We start from the raw sequence: 12,474 nt of genomic DNA, 5'->3' as shown, positions 1-12,474 counted from the left end.
AAAAACCTCAAAGATCGCACATCTTACGAGGGTGGTTGTGTTTTCTGGTTTATTGGTCCAACCAATTAATCGAACTAACTAAAACCACTGAGAAAAGCAAACAGCGCCCTTTGTTCCGTCAGACCCGACTGGGGACCCTGACTGGGCACAGGAAGCAGGGCCGACTGCGCCCTTTCAATGAACCGAGAGATACCGCCATGCAAACCATCTGGCAACAGAACTACGACCCTGCCGGGAACATCTGGATTTCAGCGCTGATTGCGCTCATTCCCATCATCTTTTTCTTTCTCGCGCTGACGAAGTTCAGGCTCAAGGGCTACCAGGCCGGCACCGGCACCGTGGCGCTGGCCATGGGTGTGGCGCTGCTGTTCTACAAGATGCCGGTCAGCGCCGCGCTGGCGTCGGCCGTGTATGGCTTCTTCTATGGTCTGTGGCCCATTGCCTGGATCATCGTGGCGGCGGTGTTCCTCTACAAGATCTCGGTCAAGACGGGGCAGTTCGACGTCATCCGCTCCTCCATCCTGGCGGTCACGCCCGACCAGCGGCTGCAGCTGATCCTGGTGGGCTTTTGCTTCGGCGCCTTCCTTGAAGGCGCTGCCGGCTTTGGCGCGCCCGTGGCGATCACCGCTGCGCTGCTGGTGGGCATGGGCTTCAAGCCGCTGTATGCGGCCGGGCTGTGCCTGATCGCCAACACGGCGCCCGTGGCCTTCGGCGCCATGGGCATTCCCATCATCGTCGCCGGCCAGGTTTCTGGCGTGGACACTTTCGCGATCAGCCAGATGGCCGGCCGCCAGCTGCCGCTGATGACCGTGATCGTGCTGTTCTGGCTGATGGCCATCATGGACGGCTGGCGCGGTGTCAAGGAAACCTGGCCCGCGGTGCTGGTCGGTGGCGGTTCGTTCGCGGTGGTGCAGTTCCTCACGGCGAACTACATCGGCCCCGAGCTGCCCGACATCACTTCGGCCATCGTCTCGCTGGTGGCGCTGACGGCCTTCCTCAAGGTCTGGCAGCCCAAGCGCATTTTCCGTTTCGAGACCGAAGCGGGCAATGCCGTTACGCCGGCGCCTGCGGTCGTTGGCAAGTCGTTGACCGCGGGTGCCATCGTCAAGGCCTGGTCGCCATTTCTCATCCTCACGCTGATGGTGACGATCTGGAGCATCAAGCCCTTCAAGGCCCTTTTTGCCACCGGCGGCGCGCTGGCTTCGTCGGTCATCAACATTCCCGTGCCGTTCCTGCACAACCTGGTCGAGAAGACTCCGCCCGTCGTTGCGGCCGCCACGCCCTATGGCGCGACCTACACGTTCAACTGGCTGCTGGCCACGGGCACGGCCATCCTGATCGCGGCGCTGATCAACATCGTCTTCACGCGCCTGTCGCCGGCCAAGGCCGTGGCCACGCTGGGCGAGACGCTGAAGGAACTCGCGGTGCCGATCTACTCCATCGGCATGGTGCTGGCCTTTGCGTTCATCGCCAACTACTCGGGCTTGTCGGCCACGCTGGCGCTGGCCCTGGCGCACACGGGTCAGGCGTTCACGTTCTTCTCGCCTTTCCTGGGCTGGATAGGCGTGTTCCTCACGGGCTCCGACACGTCGGCCAACGCGCTGTTCGCCGCGCTGCAGGCCACGACCGCGCAGCAGCTGGGCTTGCCGCCCGTGCTCACCGTCGCGGCCAACACCACGGGCGGCGTGACCGGCAAGATGATCTCGCCCCAGTCGATCGCCATTGCCTGCGCCGCGGTAGGCCTGGCCGGGCGCGAGTCTGACCTGTTCCGCTTCACGGTCAAGCACAGCCTGATCTTCGCGACTTTCATTGGAGTGATCACCACGCTGCAAGCCTATGTGTTTACGTGGATGATTCCAGGCCACTGAAAACCGAAACGTCCTAAATGCGCCTTGTAGATCATGTCGTCGAGAAACTGCTTGCCCTGGTGCAGGCCCGCGGAGTGCAGCCCGGCCAAAGGCTGCCCGCGGAACGGCTGCTGGCCGCCGAACTGGGCGTGTCGCGCACCTCGGTGCGCGAGGCCATACAGAAGCTGACCAGCCAGGGCGTGCTCTCCACGCGGCGCGGCGACGGCACCTACGTGCAATCGAACGCGCCCGCCGAGTGGCTGCAGGACGCGATGGTGCCTCTGGCGCACCTGATCAATGCCGACCAGCAATACCGCTACGACGTGCTCGAGGCGCGCCACGCGCTGGAGTCCAGCACCGCATGGCTCGCCGCCCAGCGCGCCACGCCCGAAGACAAGGTGCATATAAAGCGCTGCTTCGACGTGATGGTCCAGCACCAGCAGGACGGCCACTCCGAACTCGCGGCGCGGGCCGACGCGCAATTCCATCTCGCCATCGCCGAGGCCTCGCACAATCTCGTGCTGGTCCAGGTGATGCAGAGCCTGTTCAACGTCGTGCTGTCGACGGTGGCGCACAACCGCCACGCCATGTTCCGGCTCAGCGCCCCGCACACCGTGCAGCAGCTGACCCAGCAGCACCAGGGCCTGATGCAGGCCATTCTTGACGGCGATCCGCAGCGTGCGCGTGAATGCATAGGCGAACACCTGGAGCATGTGCGCACCACCCTTCAGCACCTCGACGAAGACCAGGCCCGGCGCGAGCGCTCCATGCGGCTGCCGCCTTCCGATCTGGCCTGAGGCTGCCGGTTTCATGCGCAGCGCCATGAACCACTGACATGAAAGTTTCCTGACCATGATCATCTCTTCGACTGCCGACTATCGCGCGGCCGCGCAAAAGCGCCTGCCGCCTTTTCTCTTCCACTACATCGACGGCGGCGCCTACGCCGAGCAGACCCTGCGCCGCAATGTCGAAGACCTGGCCGCCGTGGCCCTGCGCCAGCGCGTGCTCAAGGACATGAGCCGGCTCGACACCAGCATCGAGCTGTTCGGCGAGAAGCTGTCGATTCCCGTCGCGCTGTCGCCCGTGGGGCTGACGGGCATGTACCGCCGCCGCGGCGAAGTCCAGGCCGCGCGCGCCGCCGATGCGCATGGCATTCCGTTCACCATGTCGACGGTCTCGGTCTGCCCCATCGAGGAGGTGGCGCCCGAGATCAAGCGCCCCATGTGGTTCCAGCTCTACGTGCTCAAGGACCGCGGCTTCATGCGCAACGCGCTGGAGCGCGCCCAGGCCGCGGGTTGCACGACCTTGGTCTTCACCGTCGACATGCCCGTTCCCGGCGCGCGCTACCGCGACGCCCATTCGGGCATGAGCGGCCCGAACGCCGCGCTGCGCCGCTACTGGCAGTCGGTGCTGCACCCCCGCTGGGCCCTGGACGTGGGCCTGCAGGGCAGACCGCATGATCTGGGCAATATCTCGGCGTATCGCGGCAGCCCCACCGGACTGCAGGACTACATGGGCTGGCTGGGCGCCAATTTCGACGCCTCCATTTCGTGGAAAGACCTGGAATGGATTCGCGCGTTCTGGAAGGGCCCGATGGTCATCAAGGGCATCCTCGACCCCGAGGACGCCAAGGACGCGGTGCGCTTCGGCGCCGACGGCATCATCGTCTCCAACCATGGCGGCCGCCAACTCGACGGCGTGCTGTCATCAGCGCGCGCCCTGCCGGCCATCGCCGACGCGGTCAAGGGCCAGATCAAGATCCTGGCCGACTCCGGCATACGCAACGGCCTCGACGTGGTCCGCACCATCGCCCTGGGCGCCGACGCAGCGATGATCGGCCGCGCGTATATCTATGCGCTGGCAGCTGCTGGAGAGGCGGGCGTCAAGCATCTGCTGGAACTGCTGGAAAAGGAAATGCGGGTGGCGATGACGTTGACTAGTGTTAGCAGGGTCAGTGACATCACCGGGGATCTGTTGGTGCGGGAGGCGAAGGGTTGATGGTGCGGCGTCTGCGCGGTTGGTGCGGCAGAAGGCTCTACATATCGGAAAGCGGCCGTTTCAGGCTAATTGCCGACATCCAATCTTGGCGGACCGACGAGCGCTTCCGCCATTACCTGACGTTGGGCTTTCGCTGGTTGTGATGCATTAACGTGCACCGGCGTCGACTTCCGCGCATTTAATCCAGCCTCGCAGCGTTTGGTTACCCGTGGAGATCATGCTGCGGGTGCATTTCATCCAGCAATGTTTTACGCTGAGCAATCCGGCAATGGAAGAGGTGCTGCACGATGTGCTGCTGTTCCGAGAGTTTGAAGGACTGAACTGGAATACCTCCGCTCCCGACGAAACGACGATTCTTCGGTTTCGTCGGCTGGTGGAAGAGCACAAGCTGGCCCTACAGATCCTGGCGTTGGTCAACGACTTACTGTAGGCGGTTCCTTTTCGCAATATTTCTAAGTTCTGTTTCGCATCTGCCACCAGCCGGCGCAGCCGACTGTTATCAGCCTCAAGCTCGCTCACAGGACGGCATACAGGCACTGCCCCAGAGCCGAAGCGACTTCAGATACTCCGGTTCCTATAGCGACTGCGCGTCGCTTTCAGTTGCCCAAGGTAGCCACCGGAGCGCCCAAGCGACAATGCTTCACGGCCTCCAATCGAGTTGGCTAGCCTGGCCGCCTCAACTTTGAATTCATCCGTGTACTGCCTTCTGGGCAGTTTGCTATCTTGCATCTCGATCCTCCATACAGCTGAAATTACCAACTTGTTGCTGTTCGTGAAATCGAGGAAGTCCGAGACATTGGCCCATGTGGGTACTGAAATGAGCCTGCATGTGCTGGCCTATAACTTCAAACGTGTGATACGCATCTTGGGAACGAAAAACTTGCTGCAAGCGGTGCGATCTATGCCGGCGTAAGCCTTTGTGGCTCATTTTTTAGCTGCAAAGCGGCACAAATTGGCTTCCAAACGCTTTGAGTGCCGTCACATTCAAGACTAAGGCGACACCGTTCAAAGACTGGGTATTGGCGTGGTAAGAGCTAACTCAGCAAAAATGCGTTTCCACACGGCCTCGGCTGAGAGCCGCCAGTCCAGTGCAGCCGCTCTATAGCCGTACAGCGGCTTTTCACTAAGGTGGCCATTGTGGCCCTTTGATTCCACGCACAGCAAGAAGTGACACAATGCGAGCTTTTAAACAAACCATGAGAAAGTCCGCCCGATCTGGCGGATACAGACAGGACCGAAGTGATAGGAACTATTAGTGAGGCCTTCCGTTTTGTCGACCTCTTCGCTGGACTGGGTGGCTTCCACGTCGCCCTCAATGAGTTGGGTGGACGTGGCGTGTTCGCTGCTGAGCGGGAGCCCAAGCTGAAGGCCCTCTACAAGGTCAACTTCGGTATCGACGCTTGGGGTGACCTTAACGACCTCAGCAGCGACGAGATCATCGCCCGTAACCTGCCCGATCACCACGTCCTTACCGCTGGTTTTCCGTGCCAACCGTTCTCCAAAGCAGGAGATCAACTGGGCTTCAAGGACACCAACCAAGGCAATCTCTTCTTCAAGGTTCACGAGATCCTACGTGTCAAGCGGCCGCGACACTTCATCTTGGAGAACGTGCCCAATATCCTCAAGCACGACGGTGGCCGCACCAAGGCCACGATCATCCGCATGCTGGAAGAGCTTGGCTACTCCGTCGACGTCGAGCACTTCTCTCCCCACGATTTCGGCATTCCGCAGGTGCGGGACCGCGCCTACTTCGTGGGTTCGCTCGAGGGGCTCGATCATTTCGAGTGGCCGGCGAAGCACAAGGATCCCACCGAAATCCACTGTGTACTGCGTCACGACGTACCTTCCACCCGCGCCATCCCGGAACAGACGCTGCGAGCCATCGACATGTGGGGAGACTTCCTTCGCCACTCTCCGGCTGAGTTGAAGCTGCCTTCCTTCCCAATCTGGGCGATGGAGTTTGGTGCGACCTACCCCTACGAGGACGAAACTCCGCCAGGGATTTGGGCTCGCAGACCTTTGTTGGGTCTTTGCCAGATGGGCTTCAAGGGTAGCTTCGGCCAATCCCTCGAGGGCACGGTCGACGAACAAATCACGAGGATACCGAGCCATTCCAACCGTGCAGGCGACTTCGATTTTCCACAGTGGAAGCGGACTTTCATCAGGCAGAACCGTGAGTTCTACCAAGCCAACCGCTCCTGGATTGATCCCTGGCTTGCAAGGTGGCGCCCCCAAGATTTCCCCTCCAGCTTCCAGAAGATGGAGTGGAACGCACAGGGTGAAGAGCGCGACATCGACAACTTCGTGCTGCAGGTCCGTGCGTCTGGGCTGCGGGTTAAGCGTCCCACGACCTCCCCAAGCCTCATAGCCTTCACGCAGACCCAAGTGCCCATCCTCGGTGCTAACCTGACCGGTGAACGTCGCTACATGACTCCAGCCGAGTGCGCTGAACTTCAGTGTCTCGGCGGCATCCAGTTGCCCGCGTCCGACCTCGACGCGTATAAGGCCCTGGGCAACGCAGTCAACGCCCGCGTCGTCAAAGCGATCGCCGAACGATTGTTGTACAGGTTCATCCGATCCACCTTGAGCGACACCTCTGCCCCTAAACTGTTGAAAGCTACTACATGATCGACGGCATCGAACACGAAGACGACGACTTTGGCGAAGAAGACCCGCGCACTCCGCTGTGGGAAAGTATTGCCAACGCGATTGCTACTCTGTCCGATGCAACTGACACTCCAACTGGAGTCAGGGCAGCGTCCTCCTCTATCCAAAGCGACGACGTTGACATGACGTCTGACGCGTGGATGCAACAGTTCGCCCAAGTTCAGGATTGGCTCAATCTCGGCCTCCCTCAGGGGCTCACCGATGATGGACGCGATGCGTTTCTTGCGAAGCTTGTTTCCGGACTCGAACTTGACAGCGCTGAGGCTCTTGATACCTCGGTGTCCCCGAGCCAATTTACGCCGCTCGCCCTGGAGCGCCTCAGCCAGCGCATTGAGTTGGCGGTGCGCCTGCAGAAGGCGTTCGCAGAGGAGAGGGAGTCCGACGGAGTAACGCGCTCCTCTGCCACGAGTAATTGGGCGAGCGCCTGGGAGGAATCTGAACCGGTATCCGACCAACTCAGCACGGAGCCTGTCACCGCAACGGCCGATGTAATCTCCATTAACGAACTCACCACGTCGGATCTAAACCTGACGCCATCCTACCAGCGTGGCGACGTGTGGACTACGAACGACCGGCAGGCTCTCATCGAATCGGTGCTCAGAGGCATTCCGCTCCCCTCAATCATTTTGCGCGAGGTCGGGCCGTCCGATCCCCAAGAGGTGGTCGATGGCAAGCAGCGCCTAACCGCGCTGTTGCGCTTTGTTGGCAGCCATCCAGCGGCTCTAGCAAGGGTGCAGGCGGCAGACTCACGTCATCCCGGTCAAGACCTGCTAAAGAACTTTAAGGAGGACTATCTGAAGTTCAAGACAGCGTGGAAATCGCTGGAGCGAGAGAGCCTGACGGTTGAGAAAGAGAATGACTACTTTTTTCCCTTCAAGTTACGTAACAACGATAGTGGTGGACTAAAGGGCCCTGCCCTGGAGGCGCTACAGGGCAAGTACTACACGCAGATCCTCAAAAATGTCATCAAGGTTGCAGGTGCTGAGATGACGGTGGAAAAGCTGTTCACCAAGACTACCGCCTACAAAGTGCCGGTGATCCGCTACACGCAGGCTGATCCGCGCCAGATCCACGACGTTTTCAAGCTATACAACAAGCAAGGCGTCCACCTGAATGCCGAGGAGATTCGCAACGCCGCCTTCCACGAGATTGAACTTACCGCGGCGATCTTGGTAGCGGCAGGCGATGCAGACCCGCGCGTTGACGCGGCGGACATTGCCCCATCGTTGGCCAAGGTTCCCAAGCTCACAACTATCGGGGCGTCCTTCGAAGGCTACGGTATCGGGCGCGCCAGATACCGCCGCACCAAGATCCTCTCTTGGATCCTGTCGGTGTTGCTGCTAGACACCAAGGTCCAAAAGGTCAAGAGTACCGCTCGGCACATCGACGAATTCTTGACCAGGGTTCAGGACGACAAACAGGATCCGCTGCGTAGCAGAAAGAACCTTACTGACCTGTTCAAATGGCTGACCGAAGCCTTCGATCTCCACGCTCGGCACCCGGAGATCTGGTCGGAGAAGTTCATGGACGGCGGTAAGGGGGCCAAGTGGCAAGAGCTTCAACTCGTCGGCTCCATGGTCGGCGTGGCGTTCGCCCTCGCGGCGTCCCCTAATGATGTCGAGAAACGGATCGATCAGAACGCAAACGAAATCTTGATCGCAACGAGCAGTGACGCTTGGGGGCGGATCGAAAACGCGCAGACCAAGACTCAGTGGGACTACATTGCTCGAATTGCCAAGGGCGTGCTTACGCTTCTGAAGCTTGATCCGAGCGAGGCTTCTAAAGCTGTCCGCGATCGCTTCGGCTCGTCGGGCTACGAGTCTCTTATGGGCACAATTCTTTCTGAAGAGGGACGTTAGGCCCGTGGTTGCATTGCCGTTGACCGAACACGTCTACTTCTACCCTCCCGCGTCGGCGACCGATTCGTGGTGGTCTCGCTACGCCAATCAGTTACAAGGCTTGAGCTCTACTGCCCGGGCGGCGGTCGAGGCTGACAGCCGTTACATTCTTGAACGCGGCATCTTTGGGGCAGGTGAGCCAAGCCCCCAGACTTGGCCTGCAAGTCGGTCACGTACGGGCCTGGTCATGGGCTCAGTCCAGTCTGGCAAGACGGCTTCGATGCTCGGCACTTCTGCGCTGGCAATGGATCGAGGCGTCGACATCGTAGTCGTGCTCGCAGGCACTCGGCTTTCACTCTGGCGACAAACCTACGGCCGGGTGCTAGAGCAACTCGACTCTGGACTGGACGATGCTACGAAGCGGGCGAGGCGCATTATCTGTCCCGCAGCGACCCTCGCGCTCTCCGAGACGAACGTACCCTTGGACCGTATCTATGGCCTCGTTCCAGCCACCGTAAAACTGCGACTTTCGCAGAGGCGCCCCATCGTTTTGGTCGCCATGAAGCAGACGCACCACTTGCGGGCACTTGGAGAAAGCCTGCGAAAAAACATCTTTGGAGCGGCAAGCGAACTAGACCGTCCCGTGCATATGCTTGTGCTCGACGACGAAGCTGATGATGGCTCGATCCTCGATGCGGTTGTCGAGGTCTCCGAGGATCCGGTTTATGGCAACCTTAAGCAACTCCCACGTGCAATTGCCAACCTTTGGGACCCGCCACAAGGCTCCCCTGACAACCTGTTCTCGACCTACATCGCCTACACAGCGACACCCCAAGCCAACCTTCTTCAGGAGGGCCACAACCCCCTGGCGCCGCGAGACTTCCTGTTTTCTCTTCGCACGCCGCTCGACGTCGGCCATCCAGTAGACACAAGCGCCCCTGGCAACCTCAACGCCCCACGCTCATCGACCTACCCCGAGGCGGCAGGGATCCGTTCTTACTATACCGGCGGTGAGGTCTTCTACCGTCGCGCGGAGGCAGCCAAACTGTGCGTGCCCACCACCAACTCCGTGCAACAGGACCTCGCCGACGCCGTCCGGGCTTTCCTGGTAGCGGGTGCCATCCGCCTGCACCGCTCTGGCAGGCTCGGCCCAGCGTCCGCGATCACAAAGCAGTTCGACACCAAAGACGAAGCCTTTGCCAGTGTGGCTTCGCCGCACTCGATGCTGTATCACCCTTCTGCGGTAATCCAGCACCATTTCCGTGGTGCTGAGGATGTCCTGATCTGGGCGGGAATTCAGGATCGAGCGACAGCTCGAGATATGCTCGACGCGGGAGATGCTAGGCTTTCCCAGGCATTGGTGGACCAGTTGCAGGCGGATCCAGCCCCATGGGCGCAATGGCTCGACAAGTACCGTGCCTCCGCCAGAGCAATCGAGGACGAGTTCGATGTCCTGCCACCGACGGTTTTCCCGGACTGGCAGACCATCGAAACCCTGCTCATCGACGAGGTGATCCCGGGGACCAGGGTCGCCGTGGTCAATAGCGACCCCAACGCTGATGACCGTCCTGCCTACGCGCCGAGCCAGGACCCGGAAACCGGTAAGTGGAGCGCCGCCCGCGACATCAGCACGATCTTCGTCTCAGGTAACGTAATGGCCCGTGGACTGACGCTGGAAGGGATGACCACGGCGTTGTTCCAGCGTTCTTCTGCCAACCCACTGGCCGACACTCAGATGCAGATGCAGCGCTGGTTCGGGTATCGCGGATCCTATATCGAACTGTGCCGCGTCTTCGCCTCCAGCGACCAACTCTCCCTCTTCCGTACTTATCACGACGTCGACGAAGCGGTTCGCACCGCCATCACCGAGCGCATGATGAGCGGTGCCCCTGAACCCGCCGTCCTGCAGGGCTTCAACTTCGAGGCCACTGGAAAAATCGCGGGCGTCGGTAACCGTCCCCTGTCTCCAGGGGCTCGCCCTTTCGTAACAGTTATCAATGACAGCCAACAGCCGGATCCCAATGCCGATTTAGTAGCGGAACTCTTCGCCCGACCGTCCAGCGATCTCACTGTCGCCAACGTGCTGCGAGGCCGGATCCTAGACGTTCCACTCGAACTTACCGATGCCGCCGAGCTCTTGGATCGCCTCTCTTTCGCCGACTACCGGCCGGGAAGCGAGGGGTTCCACGCGGACTTCTGGAGCGGTATCGAAGCCCGAGCAAACGCTGTTGCCCCACTGCTGGATTCACCTTTCTACCACCCGCCGGTGAGGCATGGTGAGGGAGACCAGCCCCGGCGTGCCTGCCCTTATGGCATCGCCGCCTACCTTCGACTCTGGTCGGCTAGCCTCACTCGGCCTATCACAGGCCTTTTTGTCACCGGCCACCCCGGCGATCTATGGTCCTACGCCGACCTCAGGCGCAAGAACGTTGAGCGACCGCGGTTCTGGATCGGCATTCGTTATGGAGATGGTGCCACCGTGTCCAAAGGTTCGCTGGCACTGCTCCCATTTAACATACGCGCCACCACCAAGAGGGTGATCGGAGGCGAACTCAAGACGACTTGGGGGGCGAGCGACCCCAACGCCGGCCCGGGCCAGTATCGCGGCGACGTCTACTTCGACTACTACCACCGTCACGCTGACGTGCCGTCGAGCAACCACACGGGGTGGCGACCCAGCGGCTCCGACGGTCAAATCCTCTTCTACGTCAATCAACATCCGGATGACCAGCACCCCACGGTCGCAGTTGGAGTCTGCTTCCCTGCGGGAGGTCCGGAGCAGTTCTCCGCTACCCGTGCTGGAGTGGCCAGCGTCACGAGGAGCTCTCCATGACAAGCTACGAAGAAGTTCTCAACCAGATCAACGCCATCCCTGCGGGTATCACGGAAGATGACCGAACCATAACCTGGTTGACCGAAGCACAGGTGGTCGGTCTCGCCCGGAGCAATCGTGGGCACTTGGAGCTGTTCCTTGCAGGCGACCAGTTGAAGCCCCAGACCAGCACAGTGAAGTCTGCGATTCACTACCACTCGTGGCACCGTGACACCCAGCCGCCGCTGAGCGCGAACCGAATTCTCTTACCCGCTCTGGGACACTTCGACCAGGTCTGTGCATTCATTGCCGCTGAATTACTGCGTGAGAAAGCTGACGCAAATCTGGAGCGCGCATTCGTCGTCACTGAGCCTTTGATCGAACTCGCCATCAAGCGTCTGGAGATCTCCGAGAACGCCATCCTCGGACTTGTTGGGGAGTTGCTCCTTCTCGACGCTCTGTGCCGCCGCGCAGACGATGTCCACATAGCGCCGCTCGTCCAGGCTTGGGATGGCTGGCGCCGATCCGCTAGGGATTTCACGTGGCAGGGCACTGGCGTCGAAATAAAGACCACAACTCGCACTACCTCAAGTCACGCCGTCCATGGTGTGCACCAGATCGAGCCTGCCGCTGCCACTGATGACGGCCCCGGGGAATCGCGCCTGCTCCTCGTAAGCATTGGTCTGCGACAGGCAGATCCCAACGTGCCTGCCTCGTCGATCCCATCCCTGGTGGAGAGCATCGTGGCGCGACTCACCGCGAGCGGAGCTAGCGGCTTGGTCGGCGAGTTTCTTAAACGCGTAGCCATGTACGGCTCGGAGTCGGGTATTGGATACGAGCATGCCACGATGGCCAACGAGGCTCCGTTCGCGACCCCGTTTAGCGTGACCTTCGTCCGGGGTTACGACATGGCAGACCCGGCCGTCGAAGTGCTGCGGCACGATGACGTGGTCGCCCACCAGCATGTAAACGTCCAGTCGCTCACCTTCCGCGTGGAACTTCCCGCGACGATCAGCTTGAACAACCCCATCGCAGGAGCCCGACGCGTCGCGGAAGCAATCCTGGGCCTGCACAGTTAAGGACGCTCTGCACAACGCGTTGAGAGGTACTCTAGTGCCCTCACCTACCACCTCTCTTTGGCAACAACCCTCAACGCTTCTCTGACGCTGGTCGTAGAGCCGTTGAGCGGCTCCGGAGAGCCCGATCAGAGCACGGTGCACTTGGCCAAAAGGACTCGGCAGGCTCGTCGCAGACGAACTGCTTTACCCTCCAAACCCGTCGTCCGTAATTTGGTTGCGATCGACTGCTCCCG

At 60.6% G+C, this 12,474-nt stretch carries 7 protein-coding genes and 2 pseudogenes; 8 read left to right on the top strand and 1 reads right to left on the bottom strand.

What is annotated here, in order from left to right:
- Window positions 1–197 precede the first annotated feature (197 nt).
- The 4 genes and pseudogenes from lldP to KHY18_RS01655 all read left to right on the top strand — a co-directional run.
- A complete protein-coding gene (lldP, locus tag KHY18_RS01670; protein WP_213293562.1) occupies window positions 198–1,868 on the top strand; it encodes an L-lactate permease in 1,671 nt (556 codons plus the stop codon).
- A 17-nt stretch (window positions 1,869–1,885) separates the two neighbouring features.
- The gene (gene lldR / locus KHY18_RS01665) at window positions 1,886–2,644 is read left to right on the top strand and encodes a transcriptional regulator LldR (protein WP_213293560.1); all 759 of its coding nucleotides are present in this window, start codon (window positions 1,886–1,888) and stop codon (window positions 2,642–2,644) included.
- A gap of 55 nt (window positions 2,645–2,699) precedes the next feature.
- Window positions 2,700–3,845: an FMN-dependent L-lactate dehydrogenase LldD gene (gene lldD / locus KHY18_RS01660; protein ID WP_213293558.1), complete on the top strand. Its 1,146-nt coding sequence runs from the start codon at window positions 2,700–2,702 to the stop codon at window positions 3,843–3,845.
- Window positions 3,846–4,053: 208 nt separating this feature from the next.
- Window positions 4,054–4,272: pseudogene (locus KHY18_RS01655) on the top strand (transposase); the annotation flags it as partial.
- Between the two features lie 172 nt (window positions 4,273–4,444).
- Here KHY18_RS01655 and KHY18_RS27390 read toward each other — a convergent pair.
- Window positions 4,445–4,574, bottom strand: a pseudogene (locus KHY18_RS27390) (IS3-like element ISBvi3 family transposase); the annotation flags it as partial.
- A gap of 510 nt (window positions 4,575–5,084) precedes the next feature.
- Between KHY18_RS27390 and KHY18_RS01650 the strand changes: the two are divergent.
- The 4 genes from KHY18_RS01650 (at window position 5,085) to KHY18_RS01635 (ending at window position 12,241) form a co-directional block, all read left to right on the top strand.
- Window positions 5,085–6,473, top strand: coding sequence for a DNA cytosine methyltransferase (locus KHY18_RS01650; protein ID WP_349630228.1), 1,389 nt, complete (start codon window positions 5,085–5,087; stop codon window positions 6,471–6,473).
- Window positions 6,470–8,371 (top strand): GmrSD restriction endonuclease domain-containing protein, encoded by a 1,902-nt coding sequence (locus tag KHY18_RS01645; protein WP_213293556.1) that lies wholly within the window; start codon window positions 6,470–6,472, stop codon window positions 8,369–8,371. Before KHY18_RS01650 ends, KHY18_RS01645 begins: the two co-directional genes overlap by 4 nt.
- A gap of 538 nt (window positions 8,372–8,909) precedes the next feature.
- The gene (locus KHY18_RS01640) at window positions 8,910–11,183 is read left to right on the top strand and encodes a Z1 domain-containing protein (protein ID WP_249728835.1); all 2,274 of its coding nucleotides are present in this window, start codon (window positions 8,910–8,912) and stop codon (window positions 11,181–11,183) included.
- Complete coding sequence (locus tag KHY18_RS01635) at window positions 11,180–12,241, top strand: PD-(D/E)XK motif protein (protein ID WP_213293554.1); 1,062 nt, start codon at window positions 11,180–11,182, stop codon at window positions 12,239–12,241. Before KHY18_RS01640 ends, KHY18_RS01635 begins: the two co-directional genes overlap by 4 nt.
- Window positions 12,242–12,474: the final 233 nt, after the last annotated feature.

Origin of the sequence: Acidovorax sp. CCYZU-2555 (assembly GCF_018413525.1) — a bacterium.
GTDB lineage: Bacteria > Pseudomonadota > Gammaproteobacteria > Burkholderiales > Burkholderiaceae_C > Comamonas.
Note: the sequence above shows the minus strand (reverse complement) of the source record. Positions and strands in the feature narration are given on the sequence as shown.